We start from the raw sequence: 16,168 nt of genomic DNA on the forward strand, positions 1-16,168 counted from the left end.
CACAAAACGATAAATCATATCGTGCTGTGAAACCGGCAAAAGCCGGAACCATCACCGGTACCGTGGGGGCTGCCGTGGGGCTATTTTTGCGAATCCTCGATCGCCTCGAGGAAATTCTGATCACCTTCCTGATAGCGGCGGCTACCGTGATAATTTTTATCGCGGTCGTGCATCGTTATGGCTCGGGCGTCTCGTTCCTCTATCCGTATCTGTATCAGATCCACATGTCCTGGGCGCAGGAGCTGTGCATCTACATGTTCGTGTGGATGGCGAAGTTCGGCGCCGCCTACGGCGTGCGCACCGGCATTCACGTCGGCGTCGACGTGCTGGTTCTCAAGCTGCCGCCGGCCTCGCGCAAGGCCACGATCCTTTTCGGGCTGCTGTGCGGCGCGCTGTTCACCGGCGTGATCGGCACGATGGGCGCGAAGTTCGTCTATGGCCTCAGCCTGACAGATCAAACCACGCCGGATCTCGAATGGCCGAGCTGGTTTGTCTATTTGTGCGTTCCGCTCGGCTCCTACCTGATGTGCTTCCGCTTCCTGCAAGTCGCCTTTGCCTATTGGCGGACCGGAGAACTGCCGCATCACGATCATTCGCATGTCGAGGGAATCGAAGTCGATGATGCGGTTGGCCCAACGCCGGAGGGTCAGCGATGAGCACGCTTTTCATCTTCCTTCTTCTTATCGCGTTGATGCTGACCGGTATGCCGATTTCGATCGCGCTCGGTCTTACCGTGCTGACGTTCCTGTTCGTCATGACGACGGTGCCGATCGAGTCGGTGGCGCTGAAGCTGTTCACCGGCATCGAGAATTTCGAGATTATGGCGATCCCGTTCTTCATTCTCGCGGGCAATTTCCTCACCCATGGCGGCGTCGCCAGACGCATGATCAGATTCGCGACCTCGATGGTCGGCCATTGGTATGGCGGCCTCGGGCTCGCGGGCGTCATGGCGTGCGCGCTGTTCGCGGCGATCTCCGGCTCGTCGCCGGCGACCGTGATCGCGATCGGCTCGATCCTGCTGCCGGCGATGGTGGAGCAGGGTTATCCGAAGCGCTTCGGCGCCGGCGTCATCACGACCTCCGGCGCGCTCGGCATCCTGATCCCGCCTTCGATCGTGATGGTGATCTATTCGGTCGCGACCGGCGGCAGCGTCGCTCTTGGGCCGAACGGCGAGCGCGTGCTGTCGGCGTCGGTCGGCCAGTTGTTCATGGCGGGCGTCATCCCCGGATTGATGCTGGCGACCCTGCTCGGCGTGACGACATTCTATCGGGCCTGGAAGAACGATTACCCGCGCCTTTCCCGCGCCGATTGGGCCGAGCGCATCAAGACCTTCCGCGAATGCATCTGGGGGCTTTTGCTGATCGTCATCGTGCTCGGCGGCATCTATGCCGGGTGGTTCACGCCGACCGAGGCGGCGGCGATGAGCGCGGTCTATGCCTTCGTCATCGCGGTGTTCGTCTACAAGGACATGACGCTGAAGGACGTGCCGCGCGTGCTGCTCGGCTCCGCCAACATGAGCGCGATGATCCTCTACATCATCACCAACGCGGTGCTGTTCTCGTTCCTGATGACAAGCGAGCAGATTCCGCAGCAGTTGACGTCCTGGATCATCGGCAACGGCGTGAACTGGGTGACGTTCCTGATCTTCGTCAACGTGCTGCTGCTGCTCGCGGGCAACGTCATGGAGGCGAGCTCCATCGTTCTCATCACCGCGCCGCTGCTGTTTCCGATCGCGGTAAAGCTCGGCATCCATCCGGTGCATCTCGGCATCCTGATGGTGGTGAACATGGAAGTGGGCATGTGTCACCCGCCGGTCGGCCTCAACCTCTATGTCGCTTCGGGCATCGCCAAGATGGGCATCACCGAACTGACCATCGCGGTGTGGCCGTGGCTGCTGACGATGCTGATGTTCCTCGTGGCGGTGACCTTCATTCCGGAAATCTCGCTGTGGCTGCCGCGGATGCTCGGGATGCTCTAGGGAGCGGATGAATCTGCCGGGATCGAATCGTGAAAGCCGCCGGTTTCGGCGGCTTTTGCGTTCGGGGCAGGGCCTGCCGCGGGGTCGCCGGTCATCCACAGTCCATGCCGGAGGCCATGATTTTACGAACAAAATCATGCCCGCCTTTGCTGGACATCAGGGGATGCCTTTGCTAAATGACGGCCTCCCACGGACATCACTTATCCGGTTGGAGCCGGGCGATTAGCTCAGTTGGTAGAGCAGGTGACTCTTAATCACCGGGTCGTAGGTTCGAGCCCTACATCGCCCACCACAAAATCAATGACTTAGCGGGTCCGTGCGACCCCATTCCGACAAGTGGTCAGCCGCTATTCCGACAAACCGCCTGCTTTTGTTCGCTCCGCGCGCCGTTTCTGCGTCGCCGAGATAAGCTGTTTCCGGGTCCGCTTGGCGTACGTGGGAAGCTGCCTGGCCGATTTATGGCGGCCCGCGGCCCGAAGTTCGGCGTCCGTCCAATCGCTATCAGCGCCTTCGGTAAAGCCGCCGTGGCGGAACGACGTAAATGACAGTTCGTCGCGCAGGCCAGCCGCCCGGACGATGTCCTTAACCGTCGAGCGAAGGTAATCCAGACCGCCTTTTTCCGTGATCCATGGCTTCAGCACGGCGCCCCGCCGGTGTGCATGATCGCGTCGGAAAACCAGTCCGGCGATGGTCTTGGCCTTGATGGCGTCGAGTTCTGCCATCAGTTCGGGGAATAGAGTTTCGCCGGTTTCATCGAACAGCGGCCACCATGCCTCTTCGCCGGTCTTCGGGTGGACGACGCAAACGCTGTTCGGACGCTCTTTCGGCCGGTAGTGGCGGACGTCGAACGCTCCAAAGACATGCTCTTCTCGCTGCAGCCACTCCCATGCCGTCAGGGCGGCAGTCGCGATCGAATGATAGCCAAGCGCCTTCGCCTTCTCGCGGAAGGCGACAAGTTCATCCCACGTTGCCGTCGGCGTTTCCTTCCGTGCTGTGCCAGCGGTGCGCGTCTTAAGGCCCATCTTCGCGAACGGGTTCGTCTGCGGGACGATCTTTTCTTCCGCTCGCATGCCGATGAACCACGCGCGCCGGCATCCCTGCATGGCTGCATTGGCGAACCGGCGCCGCTCGCGCAGCACTGGCTTGCCGTCCTTCCCCATCACCGGCTTTCCCTTGTCATCCACGACAGGCACATACAGCAGCTTGTCATAGACGGCATCGACGAAGCCCTTCGTGAACTCGGAAAGCTGACGCGCGCCAGCGCGCGATCCGTCCTTCAGGACGTAATCGGCGAAGAGGGTCATCCCCTGTTCGTAAAGCCGCTGCGTTTTGCGATCGACCTCTTTCCAAGCCCGATGCGACTTGAAGACGGAAACGAGCCAATCGAACGATCCCGGCGCGACGGTGCACGGAACCATGTCTGTCAGGCCGCGTGAGCGCCAGCTATCGAAGGCGGGCAGCAGAACTTCTTCGGCGCGCTTCACGGCGGCGGCGTAATCCGAGCCCAGCGGCTCGTTTTCTAGCTTGCAGCCCTGTTCCTTGGCCCAAGTCGGGATTTCGAAGAAATACGCCCACGTGCCGTTTTTCAACAGCTTGCGACGGCAATAGCGGGGCATCGGCTGGGCGGTACGCGGCGGTTTCATACGAGGCTCGCCAAATCCGTTTTACTCGAAGGATTGTCAGCCGTAGAACGCCCGGGCGAAATGAAGCTGTCAAGGCTGGCCTTCGCCCAAACTGGCTCTTTCGAGCGCCCGACGCCGTGAAAACTGGTCGGCGCCGGGGCCTCCCCGCGGCCGACAGCCCGGGATAGTTCGCCGGTGTCACGATAATCCAGATACGCCGCCGCCATGTCAGCGCGCATCACCGCCGGCCACGTGCCCGTCGGCGGATATCGTGCTGGTATGGGTGCGCGCGGCGACATCAGATCCCCATCGCCCGTTCTGTGGCTTCGCGCTTGCAGCGCCGCCATAGAGCCCGGGAAAGCTCCCCGGCTGCGAGCGCGCGGTTTAGCTGGCTTTCGGTAAGCCCTCCCTGTTCGAGATATTGCTGGTCGGAGCGGCGGAAGGCCCGCGCCTTCGCCCGATCGGCGAGCCGCCGGCGGCGCTTCGTCGTCTTCGAGACGGCGGCCCAATGCTTCCCGCAAATCCATTCCGCGAAGCCGCCATCGTTCCGGCAGGTCCGTCGGCAGAACGGGACACAGCAGGCGATGCGGCCGGGCGCGGTCACGGACAGCGCTCCCGATAGTCGATCACTTCGACGCCTGCGAAGCGGGCCTGCTGGATCATGTCGGCGGTGCCGTCGCCGCCAAAGAATGCGATCACGAAATCGGGCTTGCCTTCTTCCAGCATGCGCTTGTTCCGGATAGGCTCGGCCGCCCGGCCAAACTTCTTCCATTCCGCACGCATGACGACGGATGCGATGGTTTTGCTGATCGCCCATTGGTGCGCGATCGTGTCGGCGCCGGGCGCCCCGCCGGATATGACCTTCCGCACGCCGCGGTCGCGCCGAAGGTGATCGAGCGTTTCCCGCATGAAGAACGCCTGCTTCGCGGCGCGCGCGGCGTGCGCCTGCCGCAGTTCGGGCGTGCAGTCGAGCGGTACGCGGCCGTACCAACGGCCGCCGCATACGATGATCGTTGTCATGACCAATTCCAAAAGCCTTGCGCGCCAGCCGCGGGAATAGGTTCAGGAAACTGCCGAACGTCGGTCATCGGCCAGCCGTACATAGACGGGTCAAGCCGATCCGGATCTTCGTCGGGAAACAGCTTCAGGACATTGACCGGTTCGCCGATAACGGCCGTTCCCAGCGCAGCCGATACGGGCGCGGCGATCTTCTTCGTCTCGCGGAGTGATTGAAGCTGCCACTCAACAAACGGTCGCGCGCTCGGAAGCAAGCTGCTTTCGCCAGCATCGAACCGATCCAGAATGTCTTCCAATTCGTCAGCCTTCGGCTGCCTCGCCGCGGCATGAATGACGATGCGTCGCCCGACAAGCTTCGCGAGGTTCGGCCTGTCCGTGAAATTCCAGCCACGGAATTCATACGGCTTTGCCAGCATGATGATCAGCGATGCCCACGGTTGCCAGATCGTCAGCGCCTTCATGCCCGGTTCAATCCCGGGCGCGGAGCGGGCACCTTCGGCGCCCGCGACAACGCGGATCGCTTCAAGGCAGTTCGCGCGATAGGGGCTTCCCCCGCCCATCGACCATCCTTGGCCGATCGCCTCGCGCAACGGCTTAGGAACCATGCGCCAATGGCGTGCGCACATGAAGATGTGATGCGGCACCGACACGAAGCAGCCGGTTGCGTGACAATCATGTGTCATGCGTTGCCCTCTGGCGGGACGTTGCGAACGGTGTACTCGTTGATGAACGCTCGCAATTCCCGATCGATCAGGTCCATGCGCTTCAGATCATTGTCTGTCGCGTCTGATCCTTCTTCAAGGATCGTCATGATGCTGTAAAAAAGATGCTGCGCCCCGGCGAAGAATGCATTGCGCATTTCGTCAAGCTGCACGGCAGGCGCATCGAGCGGTATCGCCGCGATCCGCAGTCCGATCCATCCGGCTTCGATCAAGCGGCGCATAGGTTAACCCTTCAGCAGGGCGTTTTTGCGCGTCGCAGCCTTATTGCGCAGTTCGTCGTGAAGCTCCTTGCTGACCTTGCACTTCTCGCGAAGCTTCTTTTCATCTGCCGACTTCCACCAGTCGGGGATTTTGTCCGCCGTCTCGTGGGTGTAATCGGACAGCTTCGTCTCGACATAGTGTTCGTATTCGTCAGGATCGGTCGGAAGCTCGCCATTCGGCCAGCGCCGAACGTCCTCGCCGACAGCCTGGTCGACAGGTGCCTTATCTTCACGCGCATCTTCCTTCGGGTCTTCCTGCTTCGCTTGCTGCTGGGGCTCCGGAGCGGCAGCGCTCGGCATCGGACCGTCGTCCGTTGGCTGCGGGCCGGTCGTTATACGGTCGTCACGTCGGTCTTGCTGCATCGGCTTGCCGTCATCGGTCTGACCGGCGTCATCCTGCGCAGGCTCATCGTCGAATTCATCCTGACCTTGCGGCTGCGGATCGTGGTCGATAAAGCGAACCTGATCGTTCAGGATAAGAAGACTTATGCGTTGACCGAGTTTCTTCGGGATGCGTTGCGATGAGCCAGAACGAAGAGCGGATCGCATATGCCGACAATCCAGTGATGGCTATCGCCTTCGCTGGCTTCCTTCGCTGGGTAGCATCGGAGCCCGGCGCGCTCGACGCTTTCGAGCATGCGACTGGCATCCGGCCCTTCTGGGCCGAGCGCAGAACCCCGCTCGAACAAATGATCGACAAGGCTACCGATCGTGAGCGTCAGCAGATCGACGCTTTCGTTGATTGGGCTGTGGCGAATATCTGGGGCGACAATCCATGGGGCAAAGAGGCTCATGGTTGATACTCGCATCCATACGACCGACGCGCAGCGCACCAAAGCCGCCGCAGTCCGCCGCCTGCTGATCCGCCTCGAAAACGGTGACGGCGAAGACCGGACGCTGGGTGCCGACATCTTGGATGCGCTCGACGTTCCGGCGCAGACGCTTTGCCCGGTGTCGTTCATGGACGGAGCGGCCGCGCTGGCTGGCTTTCTCGGCTTTCAGCGCATGGACATCTGCAATGCCGCGGCGAAGGCGCTGCGCGAGCGCGTTCTGGGCGGATGGAAGGACGGCAAGTCGATAACCGCCGCCGACCTGGCCCGCGCGATGACGATCATCCTTCTGAAGCTGCAACTCGCAAAACTGGAAAGGGCGCCGGCATGAAGGACTTCCGCAAAGTCGAGGAAGAACTGATCGCGGCATTCGATGCGCAAGGCGTCGAAATCTCCCGCGTCGCCGGCGATGCTTTTGCATGTGTGATTTCAGTGCCGGAATGCGGCAAGCCATCGGGCTGCGAAATCGTCATCGGTCCTTACGGGAAAACCGAATGCGCGCATTGTGAAATGGAGGTCAATCTGAACGGCCGCATGACCTCGATCGATTTGACCAAGCTGGCGAAGAGGCTTTGCGAATGAAGCGGAAAAAGGAAAAGCCCGACAATATCCAGCGCGCGCAAGACATCCTTTACCGCGCTCACCGGCGCGTGATGTTGGAATGCGATATGCGGCACGATTGGTCGATGTTCGTTGTCGTCTCGCAGGCGGCAACATCAGGAATATGCGCCGAAGTCGTCAGTTCGGATCAACTGATGCGTGATCGTGGTGAAAAGGTCATCCAGCAAATGACGGCGCAGTTCGCAAGCATGCTTCGCGAAGACTTCGACAGGCGTATCGAACACGAAAAGGCGCAAACGCGGCAATGACGGAAAAGAAGTCGGCAGCCGAGACGGAGGCAGACCGGGCCGCGCGTGAAGCGCGGCGCGAAGAAAATCGCCTACGCAAAGAGGCTGCCGCCAAAAGGAAGGCGGCGAAGGAAGAGAAGCGGAAGGCAAGAGCAGCCGCTGTCGAGCGCCGCGCGGCGATCATCACGGCGGTGCCGCACCCACAAGCGCATTGGGATGCCGAGCGCGATGCCGAGGCAAAGCGTATTAAGAAGATGAAGCGCGCGCTCGAGCGCCGCACGTCGAAGGACAAGTCGCCCCGTTGGACCATCACGGAAAAGCCGCTGAAGCTGCCTGATCCGATCCAGCAGCCGGATTTGAGCGAGGAACAGGAAGCTACCCCGCCGCCGCGCGAAGGTCTGATCCCCGGGACGTACCGGATGGTCGATCCAGCCAGCCGAGAACGCGATACAGTTCATGCTCGATACGCGGTGCAAGGTCGGCGTTCACCACGGAATAGAACGCATCGTGTGATGCACCGCTTACCATTTCGTTCGCGATGTAGAGCCCTGACTTCTTGCCCTTGATGGGGAAGCGACTGCGGCTGGTGCGCTCGAAGACCTGTCCGCCCATGCCGAGGTCTTTGCGGTTCGGGAAGACGCCGCCCTTGATGAACGTGCCGGGGTAGAGACGGCGTTCGTTCCAAGGTGCTGCGGTGACGCCCTTGCGGGTCTCCCTCGCGTTGAAGAATTTCAGGCGAATGTTGCCGCCAGCGGACCGGATGACGAAGGCCGATCCGTTGAATGATTTCGTCGACTTCACAGCGCGGTTGATGGTGCGCGCCTTGAGGCCGGTTTGTTTCACCAGAACGCGGCGCATTGCGGTGCGCGCTTTCAGTCCGGTGTGGTTGATCGCTCGCGTCATGACGAGCGGGATTTGTTTCCCTGCGGCCTGAAGCGCGTTTCCGATCTTCGAGAGCGGCGACAGATCGACGCGATAATCGATCCCGGGCATCAGCGTCGAGCCAGTCGCGTTTTCGCGGATGCGATCTTGCTGCGGAATGCGGCAACATCGTCGGCGATGGTGCGGGCGAAAACCTTCACCTGCTCTTTTGCGGTTTCGGTGTCACCTGCGGCGAGAGCGCGTGTTCCGGTGACAATGGCGATGCCGCGTTTGTGGCAGTTGCACATGACCGATACCCGAAATGAAAACGGCCCGATGCCGTTACCGGCCCGGGCCTAGTCTGCGAATTTTTCGATCAACCAGTCTGCGAAGGATAACCGGGTTAAACCCGACAATCTCGCAACCCGGTACGCCTCGTTGATCTGTTGCCTCCGATCTGTCGGAAGCGATTTATGCCACGCCGTCGCTTCGCGCCGGTCATGGCGTCGAATTTCGACCTCACCAGATTTTGCCTTTTTCAGGAACTCTCGGGTGGCCTGTTCGAGCATCTGCTTCTTATGAACGGAAGTAGACTGCTCCAACGGCATATCCTCTGTAGAAGCCGCAAGCGCTGGGTGCTGACGCACCGCGCTTGCTTGCCATAGGCTGCGCCAAGCTGCGGGCGCGCACGTGATGCACCGATTTTTCGGACCTTGTCAAAGGGGACAAAGGGGACAATTTGGTGGTTTGTCCCCGAATGTCCCCGGCTGCGGGGTGATTTGGACACCGCCGATTTTTGATTACTTCGCTAATGTTTTCAGTGCATGACGGGTGATTTCCTCGCTGTGCGAGCACCGCCCAAAATTTATTTTCATGACGTGTTGAAAACCGCTTTTTGTCCCCCTGTTTGTCCCCCATTTTAAGGCTGTCGCCATCGTCACTCGCAAATCAGTGGGGACATTCGTGGGGACATTTTCGGGGGGACAAGGGACATTTTGGTCCCCGAGCCGTGTGCGTGTTGCGTGTGGAGTTGCGTCTGTGTCGTGGAACCGGAAGTTTGCCGAGCCGATCCGGCCGCCCAAAGGGCCGTCGATCCGCACCCTGAAAGAAGCGGCGGAATTCCTCTTGAGCCTCCCGAAAAAGCGGCGGGATCACCCCGACGCTCAGGCCGCCGCCGAGGCAGTTCGCTTGGTGGCCGAGCATGGCGGGCCGCTCATGTTCGCCGAAATCGGCATGCGGCAATTCTTCTCGGGAGGCCCGCGTCATGGCCGGTGACAAACGCCGCGACGCAGGGTCAACGCGAGCGGGATACATGGCTCCGCCGTTCGTCCAGTGCGACAAGTGCGGCGAGATGTTTGACGCCAGCGCTCCCGAGAATATCCTGAAGCACTGGCATCATGAGCTCCGCGCACCGGTACGGTCGCCGCGCGAACTGGCCGAGCGGATGGCCCAGCGCTCCCGCGACAAGAGGTTCGACCCGTACATTCGGGAGACGTTTCGTCTTCCACGGCTCGAGGCCAGGCAAAAAGCCGAGGACTTCTACCGGCAATGGCCGAAAGAGGGCTACGACACGATGGTCGAGAGTTGGGCTGAAGAGCCCGGCGACATCATCACCTTCACGATGCGCCGGTCGAGGACATCGGACTAACCGCCGCGATCCTCGCGCGGCGGGTCCATGCTTTCGCCGCGCACCTTCACGCAAAAATACTGCCGCTCTGCTTCGATCACTTCATCGCGATAGCAGGCGTTTAAAAACGGCTGAACGCAGACGCGAAATTGTCCAACCGACAGACCCTGCGGGATGCCGTCGAGAATTTCACGTACCATGTTTTGAAAGTCGTCATCGTTCGACGCTTCACTCATTGCATTTCCTTCCGTGGCCGGCCCGTCGTACGCGGGCGCAGGTGCGCTTGAAGAAACAGCGGATCACGTTGGGATGCGCGCAACGTCAGCGCGACCGCCTTCGGGATAGACGCATCCGTCTTGTACGTTGCCCAAGTTGAAGGGCTAACGCCGACAAGGTCGGCGGCTTCAGCGTTCGACAAGTCGAAGCGCGACTGCCACTTCCGAACATCCTCGTTGCCGAAGGGCTTCTGTTCATCGACGATCATCTTCAGGTGAACAGCGTCGATCGACAAATCGCCCTCGCCGTCATCCCATGTGACGGCGGCGCCGTGGTCCCCAACGGATACATGCGCGAAGACCTGCGGATCGCGAAGCGGTGAAAGGATATCGCCGCCAGTCTTGATCCAGCCAGCCAGATCAACCGAGTGCAGCGCGACAGAGCCCTTGAAGCGCACGAACAACCCGGTCGGGGTCCGGGCTTCAACCTTCATAATGCGAACATCGTTCATTTTGTCCCTCACAGTGGAAAGCGCGGATTGGTTCGGTTCCATTCGGCGCGGATCGCTTCGATATTGGCTTCCGCCCACGCCATGACCTTCCGGCGCGCTGCGCCTTGGAGCGATCCGGCCAAGACGGCCAGCGTCTCGATTTCGATCAGTGCAGCATCGTCCGGGCCGATAGCATGAAAGTGCGGGGGCAGATGGTCATTGGCATACACCCGGATAATGATGTTGCCGATCTGGTGAAGCTTGCCCATCTGCCCGGCCCTTAGATGAAGACGATTTCGACGCGATAGCCGCGATGCGCGCGGCGCAGCGCGTACGGATTGATAAGACCGGCATAGAAAAGCGGGGCCAGCGTCGAGCGGGCTTGGGCTTTCGTGCGGAACTTCAGGGTCTGGGTCTTCATCGGCTTCTGGCCTCCGTTTCGATGGTCTAAATATACTCCGATTTCCGGATAGGTCAACAATCTTATACGGTTTTCGGAGATATTTTTATAGCGTCCGGGCCATGGCCGTCAGCATATCGGCCTTCTTCGCGTGAATAAAATCGGCATAGGTGACTGCCTCACCATGCCCCCGGCGCGCTTTGAACTCCCGGTTCAGCTCCTTCAGTTGAAAGGTCGCCCGCATCGCCTCAAACCGGGCATTCACCTCATGGACAACGTCGCAGGCCCGGAGCGCCACGACATCGTGCGGCGTGACGCCTATGCATGCCTCACCAGCCACGACCTTCAGCGCAGTCAGTGCACCGTCCCAATCGGTGACGCTGGGGAGAAGCGCGGACAGTCGTTCGACCACCAGCAAGGCATGGCTCGGCCGCGCGACGCAGAAGATCCTGCGCGACGCCGGCGGCTTCGCCACCGTCACCGAAACGCATTGCCCAGCCTTGAAGATCAGCTTGCCCTGCTCGATGAAAACGCCGGTGACGCCCATGGCTGCGATGTAATGATTAGCCAGGCGTTCGTTGCGTGTCGGCATTGTCGTTATCGTGGCGCTCTTGGAAGTCTGGCGGGACCGCGCCGACGAAGATCGCGTCGGTAAAGCGGACAATCGTATTTCCACGCGGAAACTGGTTGAGGATAGCGTTCCAGTTCAGCACCCATTGGTGCAGCTGCGTCGGCATCAGTTTGCCAGCCAATAGCCGAAGGCGGCGAGCCAATACGCGGGCCAGATACCGCAAAGCAGAATAGCCGCGAAACCCATCTTAGAAATAATGGCTCCGAAGGTAATACAGACACCAGCAGCATATATGGTCATCACAGTTTCATCCGTCATCTAACAACCTTCTTCGCTGCGTTCAGTGCGTCTGCGATGATCTGAAGATACGACGTGGGGCGATCTTCCTCTTGCGGCTCGCTGTGCGACGCCCACCAATTCACGTATTCAGCCGCGTGTGGCGTCGCGCCCAAGAACTGCATCGGCCATTGCAGCGCCTCGTTCATTCGCGCGACCTCGTCTGCGCTGGCCGTGCGCACGATGACGTTGCGGCCGATTGCGAGTGTTCCTGCGCCCGCCTGATGCGCAAGCTCGCCAGCTTCATGTCGATATGCCGGCCACATCGCACCGTATCCTGCAGGCGCAAGCTTCATCGGCACACGGTTCAACACCGCATGTGCCTCGATCAGACGCTTGCCGACGTGTTCAGCCGTCCAAGTCGGTGGCAGCGGGTCAGGATCGAGCAATGAGGCGAGCCTGACGTGGTGAGCGATTACAGACGCGCTACCGCGCGTCGTTCTTTTCAGGACAACGCGCTGTGGCCCTCCGTATCGAGGCAGGGGCACCATCCAGTGAAAAGGATAGGGACCGTACATTTCTCGCTGAGCGGTGCGCCACGCAGCGGCCCGAGCTTTGAGCATATTTCCGATTTTTCGAAGTGAGGTTTGGTTTTGTCGACCCGCGAAAAATCGAAAGAGGCAAAATCGAAGCCGGAAAAGGCAGGATCGCCGCTTCAACACCTGCGTTTGGGGCTTTCAGACGCCGCTGCGCTAATCGGCAAAAGCGAAACTCACGTGCTGACGCTAGTGAAGGAAGGCTTCCTGCATCGTGTCGGCCGCGGGAAGTACAAGCCGCAGGACGTTGCGCAAGCGGCGCTGAAATTCCGCGAGAGCGATGATCGAAGATCCTCGCAAACGGAAGAACGGAAGCGGCTTGAGGCCGCAAGGGCGCGCGGCGAGGAATTGCGGATTGCCCGCGAGGAAAACCGGCTCGTTGAAATGGAAGAGGTCGAGGCGGTGTTTGCCGACATCCTCGGAACCTTCCGCTCCGAGCTCTCGGGCCTGCCGGCGGCGTCCACCCGCGACCTGCAGGTTCGATCGGAAATCGAAAAGCACCTGAATGGCGCAGTTGATAGATGCCGCGAACGCTTCGAGAAGGCGAGCGACGCTCTTCGAAGTGGCCGCGAAGTCAGCTTGGACGCCGAAGAGGCAGACGCCTAGCCATTGGGGTAGGCATAACCGGGTTTATGGGCCGGGGACTGGTGTCCCCGGACAGCGCAATCCATCGCTGACCCCGTACGCGGTCCCGTTCGCGGACCAGTTCGGGACCGATCCGAAATATCGCCTGGTTGTGTTTGTGACCGCGGCGCAGAGCGGAAAGACAGAAAGCTTCCTCGACATCATCGGGGAGCGATTGGACAACCGCCCGGCGCCGATGCTGTACGTCGGCCCGTCGAAGGAGTTTGTGACCGACCAGTTCGAGCCAAGACTGGTTGAGCTCTTCAGGCAGTCGAAGTCGCTGTTGCCGAAAGTTCTCGGCGGCATCGATGGCAAGCGTCAGAAGAAAACGCTCATGAACCGCTGTCGATGAAGCCTTCGAAAAAGCTAGTAGCGGCCCGCTGCTGCTGCTCGGCGGAAGCAGGGAGCGTGAGATAGACCGACGGCATCCTGACATCTGGCTTGTCTGTCTCGAGATTGGCGAGAACGTCTTCGGTGTCGGCCACGTATCTTGTCCAATCGCAAAGGTTGGCGCTTGAAAGAAAGCGCAGCGCCCTCGCGAACCTCAATTCAGGATTTGCCGCGATGGCTCGTTCGCATGCCGCGAGCGCCCCGGTGTGATCGCCATTGCTGCCGAGTAGAAAGGCGATTTCCTGCCACGCCTCACCGAAGCCCGGTTGGATTTGAACAGCACGGTGAAATGCAGCAAGCGCTGCATGCTGATCGCCAGCCAGCCTCAACGAATTGCCCTTGTTGAAGAAGGCGCCGGCGTAGCCTGGCGATAGGGCGATCGCGCGGTCAAAGTCCGCGACCGCCGCCCGATATTGCTTCAGATCGTTGAAGGCTGTTCCGCGGTTATTCCACGTCTCGGCTACCGCAGGGTTTAGTTCGATAGCCCGTGTGAAGGCTTCGACGGCCTCGATGGGCCTCTTCAGGCTCTTCAGAGCGATACCGTGGTTATAGAACGTCTGATCTGACCGGTCGTCGACGGCGATCGCTTGTCGTAGCTGCTTTTCAGCTTCGGCGAATTCTCCGAGCTGAAGGAGCGTAACCGAATGGAGATTGAGTGCGCCGAAGTGCTTCGGCTCGCTGCGCAGAAATTCGGAAAACCCGCGCTCGGCGTCATCCAATCGGCCATTCTGAAGCGCGGCCAGTGCCCGGTTTAAAACGTCTGCTGGCGGCAACTCTACTCGTCCTCTGTCGGCGAAGGCCCGGCGGTGTAAGGCATCCGAAGGCCCAACAGGCGCGCCCGCAGCTTCCAGCGCTGCGGCCCGCAGACTTTGCAGGTAATCCCGGTATCGTCTAGGGCTGCGATCGGCATATTCGGCGGACGCTTAATGGCCGCCAGATCGATCGTCTTGGTCGTGTTGCACCGTTTGCACTGAAGTTCGGCACCGGTGAAACCGGCCAAGATCGCGTCGGCCATGGTCGGTGACGGGTACATCGGGCCGCCTTGGAAAATCTGCGCATGCCATGCTTCGCACTCGAAGCGGGCGGCTTCTGACCTCGCCCGGACGGCCTTCTCTTTATTAACGGAGTAGGCGCCGTCGGCCTCACGGATCGCCTTCGCGAGGGCTTTCCGGTCACCGCCGGACATCGGCCAGTGAGGTTTTCTGGGGATTTGCATCATTTCGGCCCGCGACCGGTCCATTCCGACAGCCCGGAATTCTACAGCGGCTTCAAGGCAGGTCGAACAGACATCTTGTCGGAACGGGCATTGGAAAGCGCCAAACTTCAAATGCCTCTTAATCACCGGGTCGTAGGTTCGAGCCCTACATCGCCCACCAAATCATAATTGATTTCAATGCGTTGTGATGATTCTGGCTGGCCGGAGCAGGGCTTTTGCCTGATGCCGGGCGCGCGCGGATGCAGGTGGCAGGAGCGCATTCGGAATCCTCACGGCATTTAATTCGCATTTAACTAAAACCCTCATTTAATGGGCCATCGGCACGTCACAGGGGAATCCCGGTAAATACGGGGTTGCCGTCATGACAAATCCGCAATTGAATGGCCTATCGGCATGTGTGCACCACATGCACGAAGGGGGCCCGGGGGACGTAGTGCATACCACGAGGCAGATGAAGTCACGCCCACGCAGGCCTGTACCTCCGCGCGCGCCTGAGCGCGAGGTGCGTACCCGCAAGGCGATCCGGCAGACCTTCGTTGGCGGCATCCTGCTGGCCGGTGGCGGGCTGTCCTGCCTCTGGATTCTGAACGCGAGTCTCGGCAAGGCGGCCCTTCCGGCCCAATCGATTCCTCCGTTCGATCTCGCGACCACCGTTCCCGCCCCGACCGCTTTTCCAAAACAATACGCCGCCCTGCTGGATGCCACCTCGCCGCTTGGCCCGGCGACGTCCTTCAGCCGTCCGATCGCGTTCGAGGAACGCTGGTCCGGGATCGCGTTCGAGGATCGCTGGGCGGCGGTTGCGCCTGAGCCCGCTCCCAAGCAGGCCAGGGTCGATGTGGCCACGACCGCGACTGTGACGCCGCCGGATGATATCGCGCAGGACGTGGCCGCGGCCGTGCCGCTGCCGCTGCCGCGTCCGTCCGTCGAGATCGCGAAGAACGGCCCCTCGCGCCAGGATGCGGCGCAGGAAAACAGGGAGGTCGCGCTCGCCGAGCCCGCCAAGCAGCCGTCGATCTTCGAGCGCCTGTTCGGCAAGCTGCGCCCGGCCAACACCACGCTGGCCTATGCCTCCCCGGATGGCGGCATCTTCAGCAACGGCACGAGCCGCATCGGCGGCCGCTACGACCCCCATACCGCCGTCTACGACATTTCGGCGCGCACCGTTTACATGCCGGACGGCACCAAGCTCGAGGCGCATTCCGGTCTCGGCAGCCGGCTCGACGATCCGCGCTTCGTCAACGAGCGGATGCGGGGCGCGACGCCGCCCGCGACCTATGAACTGAAGCTGCGCGAATCCCTGTTCCACGGCGTCGAGGCGATCCGTCTGACCCCGGTGGATAGTAACGTTTACGGCCGCACCGGACTTCTCGCACATACCTACATGCTGGGCCCGAACGGCGATTCCAACGGCTGCGTCTCGTTCAGGAACTACAACGCCTTCCTTCAGGCCTACAAGAAGCAGCAAGTGAAGAAGCTCGTCGTGGTTGCCCACCTCGACACGTAAAGACGGCCGATCTCTCCCTTTTGTGATCCGTTCTGGCGCGTTGCAGACCTCGCATGCGGTGCGGGGTCTTGCCAAGGCTGACCGATCCACGCCATGCACTGATGCGATATATTGCACGGG

27 protein-coding genes and 1 tRNA gene are annotated in these 16,168 nt (G+C 60.8%); 11 read left to right on the plus strand and 17 right to left on the minus strand.

The features are described from left to right. Positions 1 to 74 precede the first annotated feature (74 nt). The 3 genes from AFIC_RS05085 to AFIC_RS05095 all read left to right on the plus strand — a co-directional run bounded on the left by AFIC_RS05085 (position 75) and on the right by AFIC_RS05095 (position 2,270). Complete coding sequence (locus AFIC_RS05085) at positions 75 to 656, plus strand: TRAP transporter small permease (protein WP_275248649.1); 582 nt, start codon at positions 75 to 77, stop codon at positions 654 to 656. Beyond that, on the plus strand, positions 653 to 1,978 hold the full coding sequence (locus AFIC_RS05090; RefSeq protein WP_275248065.1) for a TRAP transporter large permease: 1,326 nt from the start codon (positions 653 to 655) through the stop codon (positions 1,976 to 1,978). Before AFIC_RS05085 ends, AFIC_RS05090 begins: the two co-directional genes overlap by 4 nt. 216 nt (positions 1,979 to 2,194) lie before the next feature. Continuing rightward, a tRNA-Lys gene (locus tag AFIC_RS05095) sits at positions 2,195 to 2,270 on the plus strand. Positions 2,271 to 2,325: 55 nt separating this feature from the next. Here AFIC_RS05095 and AFIC_RS05100 read toward each other — a convergent pair. The 6 genes from AFIC_RS05100 to AFIC_RS05125 form a co-directional block, all read right to left on the minus strand. Further along, positions 2,326 to 3,621 (minus strand): hypothetical protein, encoded by a 1,296-nt coding sequence (locus AFIC_RS05100; protein WP_275248066.1) that lies wholly within the window; start codon positions 3,619 to 3,621, stop codon positions 2,326 to 2,328. 277 nt (positions 3,622 to 3,898) lie between these two features. Then, positions 3,899 to 4,204, minus strand: coding sequence for a hypothetical protein (locus tag AFIC_RS05105; protein WP_275248067.1), 306 nt, complete (start codon positions 4,202 to 4,204; stop codon positions 3,899 to 3,901). Then, positions 4,201 to 4,620, minus strand: a complete 420-nt coding sequence (locus tag AFIC_RS05110) for an SLOG family protein (RefSeq protein ID WP_275248068.1) — start codon at positions 4,618 to 4,620, stop codon at positions 4,201 to 4,203. Before AFIC_RS05110 ends, AFIC_RS05105 begins: the two co-directional genes overlap by 4 nt. Continuing rightward, positions 4,617 to 5,267: an ASCH domain-containing protein gene (locus tag AFIC_RS05115; protein WP_275248069.1), complete on the minus strand. Its 651-nt coding sequence runs from the start codon at positions 5,265 to 5,267 to the stop codon at positions 4,617 to 4,619. Before AFIC_RS05115 ends, AFIC_RS05110 begins: the two co-directional genes overlap by 4 nt. 29 nt (positions 5,268 to 5,296) lie before the next feature. Continuing rightward, positions 5,297 to 5,551: a hypothetical protein gene (locus AFIC_RS05120; protein WP_275248070.1), complete on the minus strand. Its 255-nt coding sequence runs from the start codon at positions 5,549 to 5,551 to the stop codon at positions 5,297 to 5,299. 12 nt (positions 5,552 to 5,563) lie between these two features. Beyond that, positions 5,564 to 6,148: a hypothetical protein gene (locus AFIC_RS05125; RefSeq protein ID WP_275248071.1), complete on the minus strand. Its 585-nt coding sequence runs from the start codon at positions 6,146 to 6,148 to the stop codon at positions 5,564 to 5,566. On the opposite strand from AFIC_RS05125, the gene AFIC_RS05130 reads away from it, so the two are divergent. From AFIC_RS05130 to AFIC_RS05145, 4 genes are read left to right on the plus strand one after another with little or no spacing between them, the layout of a single operon-like run. Continuing rightward, positions 6,121 to 6,399, plus strand: a complete 279-nt coding sequence (locus tag AFIC_RS05130) for a hypothetical protein (protein ID WP_275248072.1) — start codon at positions 6,121 to 6,123, stop codon at positions 6,397 to 6,399. The two genes, AFIC_RS05125 and AFIC_RS05130, sit on opposite strands and share 28 nt — an antisense overlap. After that, positions 6,392 to 6,760, plus strand: coding sequence for a hypothetical protein (locus AFIC_RS05135; RefSeq protein ID WP_275248073.1), 369 nt, complete (start codon positions 6,392 to 6,394; stop codon positions 6,758 to 6,760). The genes AFIC_RS05130 and AFIC_RS05135 overlap by 8 nt, the downstream gene beginning before the upstream one ends. After that, entirely contained in the window at positions 6,757 to 7,011 is a 255-nt protein-coding gene (locus AFIC_RS05140) for a hypothetical protein (protein WP_275248074.1), read from the plus strand. Before AFIC_RS05135 ends, AFIC_RS05140 begins: the two co-directional genes overlap by 4 nt. Continuing rightward, positions 7,008 to 7,298, plus strand: a complete 291-nt coding sequence (locus AFIC_RS05145) for a hypothetical protein (protein WP_275248075.1) — start codon at positions 7,008 to 7,010, stop codon at positions 7,296 to 7,298. Before AFIC_RS05140 ends, AFIC_RS05145 begins: the two co-directional genes overlap by 4 nt. Positions 7,299 to 7,652: 354 nt before the next feature. Here the strand turns inward: AFIC_RS05145 and AFIC_RS05150 are convergent, their stop codons facing one another. Both AFIC_RS05150 and AFIC_RS05155 read right to left on the minus strand, forming a co-directional pair. Further along, the gene (locus AFIC_RS05150; RefSeq protein ID WP_275248076.1) at positions 7,653 to 8,270 is read right to left on the minus strand and encodes a hypothetical protein; all 618 of its coding nucleotides are present in this window, start codon (positions 8,268 to 8,270) and stop codon (positions 7,653 to 7,655) included. After that, positions 8,270 to 8,446: a hypothetical protein gene (locus AFIC_RS05155; protein ID WP_275248077.1), complete on the minus strand. Its 177-nt coding sequence runs from the start codon at positions 8,444 to 8,446 to the stop codon at positions 8,270 to 8,272. The genes AFIC_RS05150 and AFIC_RS05155 overlap by 1 nt, the downstream gene beginning before the upstream one ends. 956 nt (positions 8,447 to 9,402) lie before the next feature. On the opposite strand from AFIC_RS05155, the gene AFIC_RS05160 reads away from it, so the two are divergent. Continuing rightward, positions 9,403 to 9,786 (plus strand): hypothetical protein, encoded by a 384-nt coding sequence (locus tag AFIC_RS05160; protein ID WP_275248078.1) that lies wholly within the window; start codon positions 9,403 to 9,405, stop codon positions 9,784 to 9,786. On the opposite strand, the gene AFIC_RS05165 is transcribed toward AFIC_RS05160, so the two are convergent. The 7 genes from AFIC_RS05165 to AFIC_RS05195 form a co-directional block, all read right to left on the minus strand. Then, positions 9,783 to 10,001 (minus strand): hypothetical protein, encoded by a 219-nt coding sequence (locus tag AFIC_RS05165; protein WP_275248079.1) that lies wholly within the window; start codon positions 9,999 to 10,001, stop codon positions 9,783 to 9,785. The genes AFIC_RS05160 and AFIC_RS05165 overlap by 4 nt on opposite strands. Beyond that, complete coding sequence (locus AFIC_RS05170; protein WP_275248080.1) at positions 9,998 to 10,492, minus strand: hypothetical protein; 495 nt, start codon at positions 10,490 to 10,492, stop codon at positions 9,998 to 10,000. Before AFIC_RS05170 ends, AFIC_RS05165 begins: the two co-directional genes overlap by 4 nt. An 8-nt stretch (positions 10,493 to 10,500) precedes the next feature. Next, on the minus strand, positions 10,501 to 10,740 hold the full coding sequence (locus tag AFIC_RS05175; protein WP_275248081.1) for a DUF4160 domain-containing protein: 240 nt from the start codon (positions 10,738 to 10,740) through the stop codon (positions 10,501 to 10,503). 11 nt (positions 10,741 to 10,751) lie between these two features. Next, entirely contained in the window at positions 10,752 to 10,892 is a 141-nt protein-coding gene (locus tag AFIC_RS05180; RefSeq protein ID WP_275248082.1) for a hypothetical protein, read from the minus strand. 85 nt (positions 10,893 to 10,977) lie between these two features. Then, positions 10,978 to 11,463, minus strand: coding sequence for a hypothetical protein (locus tag AFIC_RS05185; protein ID WP_275248083.1), 486 nt, complete (start codon positions 11,461 to 11,463; stop codon positions 10,978 to 10,980). Next, positions 11,435 to 11,608 (minus strand): hypothetical protein, encoded by a 174-nt coding sequence (locus AFIC_RS05190; RefSeq protein WP_275248084.1) that lies wholly within the window; start codon positions 11,606 to 11,608, stop codon positions 11,435 to 11,437. The genes AFIC_RS05185 and AFIC_RS05190 overlap by 29 nt, the downstream gene beginning before the upstream one ends. A gap of 148 nt (positions 11,609 to 11,756) precedes the next feature. Further along, a complete protein-coding gene (locus tag AFIC_RS05195) occupies positions 11,757 to 12,167 on the minus strand; it encodes a hypothetical protein (protein ID WP_275248085.1) in 411 nt (136 codons plus the stop codon). Between the two features lie 198 nt (positions 12,168 to 12,365). Here AFIC_RS05195 and AFIC_RS05200 point away from each other — a divergent pair, with 198 nt between their 5' ends. Both AFIC_RS05200 and AFIC_RS05205 read left to right on the plus strand, forming a co-directional pair. Next, positions 12,366 to 12,920, plus strand: a complete 555-nt coding sequence (locus AFIC_RS05200; RefSeq protein WP_275248086.1) for a terminase small subunit — start codon at positions 12,366 to 12,368, stop codon at positions 12,918 to 12,920. Beyond that, positions 12,820 to 13,290 carry a phage terminase large subunit family protein gene (locus AFIC_RS05205; RefSeq protein WP_275248087.1) on the plus strand — a complete coding sequence of 157 codons (471 nt, stop codon included), beginning with the start codon at positions 12,820 to 12,822 and terminating at the stop codon, positions 13,288 to 13,290. Before AFIC_RS05200 ends, AFIC_RS05205 begins: the two co-directional genes overlap by 101 nt. On the opposite strand, the gene AFIC_RS05210 is transcribed toward AFIC_RS05205, so the two are convergent. Together AFIC_RS05210 and AFIC_RS05215 are read right to left on the minus strand one after the other, a co-directional pair. Continuing rightward, positions 13,271 to 14,047, minus strand: coding sequence for a tetratricopeptide repeat protein (locus AFIC_RS05210; protein ID WP_420833367.1), 777 nt, complete (start codon positions 14,045 to 14,047; stop codon positions 13,271 to 13,273). The genes AFIC_RS05205 and AFIC_RS05210 overlap by 20 nt on opposite strands. Positions 14,048 to 14,103: 56 nt before the next feature. After that, the gene (locus AFIC_RS05215; RefSeq protein WP_275248089.1) at positions 14,104 to 14,568 is read right to left on the minus strand and encodes a hypothetical protein; all 465 of its coding nucleotides are present in this window, start codon (positions 14,566 to 14,568) and stop codon (positions 14,104 to 14,106) included. A gap of 427 nt (positions 14,569 to 14,995) precedes the next feature. On the opposite strand from AFIC_RS05215, the gene AFIC_RS05220 reads away from it, so the two are divergent. Continuing rightward, positions 14,996 to 16,048 (plus strand): DUF2778 domain-containing protein, encoded by a 1,053-nt coding sequence (locus AFIC_RS05220; RefSeq protein WP_275248090.1) that lies wholly within the window; start codon positions 14,996 to 14,998, stop codon positions 16,046 to 16,048. Positions 16,049 to 16,168: the final 120 nt, after the last annotated feature.

Origin of the sequence: [Pseudomonas] carboxydohydrogena (assembly GCF_029030725.1) — a bacterium.
Classification (GTDB): Bacteria; Pseudomonadota; Alphaproteobacteria; order Rhizobiales; family Xanthobacteraceae; genus Afipia; species Afipia carboxydohydrogena.

Coding starts and splice junctions, on each gene's coding strand:
- AFIC_RS05170 (WP_275248080.1), bottom strand. CDS start 10,492: ATGAACGATGTTCGCATTATGAAGGTTGAAGCCCGGACCCCGACCGGG.
- AFIC_RS05190 (WP_275248084.1), bottom strand. CDS start 11,608: ATGCCGACGCAGCTGCACCAATGGGTGCTGAACTGGAACGCTATCCTC.
- AFIC_RS05185 (WP_275248083.1), bottom strand. CDS start 11,463: ATGCCGACACGCAACGAACGCCTGGCTAATCATTACATCGCAGCCATG.
- AFIC_RS05180 (WP_275248082.1), bottom strand. CDS start 10,892: ATGAAGACCCAGACCCTGAAGTTCCGCACGAAAGCCCAAGCCCGCTCG.
- AFIC_RS05130 (WP_275248072.1), top strand. CDS start 6,121: ATGAGCCAGAACGAAGAGCGGATCGCATATGCCGACAATCCAGTGATG.
- AFIC_RS05215 (WP_275248089.1), bottom strand. CDS start 14,568: ATGGACCGGTCGCGGGCCGAAATGATGCAAATCCCCAGAAAACCTCAC.
- AFIC_RS05110 (WP_275248068.1), bottom strand. CDS start 4,620: ATGACAACGATCATCGTATGCGGCGGCCGTTGGTACGGCCGCGTACCG.
- AFIC_RS05140 (WP_275248074.1), top strand. CDS start 6,757: ATGAAGGACTTCCGCAAAGTCGAGGAAGAACTGATCGCGGCATTCGAT.
- AFIC_RS05150 (WP_275248076.1), bottom strand. CDS start 8,270: ATGCCCGGGATCGATTATCGCGTCGATCTGTCGCCGCTCTCGAAGATC.
- AFIC_RS05100 (WP_275248066.1), bottom strand. CDS start 3,621: ATGAAACCGCCGCGTACCGCCCAGCCGATGCCCCGCTATTGCCGTCGC.
- AFIC_RS05205 (WP_275248087.1), top strand. CDS start 12,820: ATGGCGCAGTTGATAGATGCCGCGAACGCTTCGAGAAGGCGAGCGACG.
- AFIC_RS05160 (WP_275248078.1), top strand. CDS start 9,403: ATGGCCGGTGACAAACGCCGCGACGCAGGGTCAACGCGAGCGGGATAC.
- AFIC_RS05220 (WP_275248090.1), top strand. CDS start 14,996: ATGAAGTCACGCCCACGCAGGCCTGTACCTCCGCGCGCGCCTGAGCGC.
- AFIC_RS05125 (WP_275248071.1), bottom strand. CDS start 6,148: ATGCGATCCGCTCTTCGTTCTGGCTCATCGCAACGCATCCCGAAGAAA.
- AFIC_RS05155 (WP_275248077.1), bottom strand. CDS start 8,446: ATGTGCAACTGCCACAAACGCGGCATCGCCATTGTCACCGGAACACGC.
- AFIC_RS05175 (WP_275248081.1), bottom strand. CDS start 10,740: ATGGGCAAGCTTCACCAGATCGGCAACATCATTATCCGGGTGTATGCC.
- AFIC_RS05165 (WP_275248079.1), bottom strand. CDS start 10,001: ATGAGTGAAGCGTCGAACGATGACGACTTTCAAAACATGGTACGTGAA.
- AFIC_RS05135 (WP_275248073.1), top strand. CDS start 6,392: ATGGTTGATACTCGCATCCATACGACCGACGCGCAGCGCACCAAAGCC.
- AFIC_RS05090 (WP_275248065.1), top strand. CDS start 653: ATGAGCACGCTTTTCATCTTCCTTCTTCTTATCGCGTTGATGCTGACC.
- AFIC_RS05145 (WP_275248075.1), top strand. CDS start 7,008: ATGAAGCGGAAAAAGGAAAAGCCCGACAATATCCAGCGCGCGCAAGAC.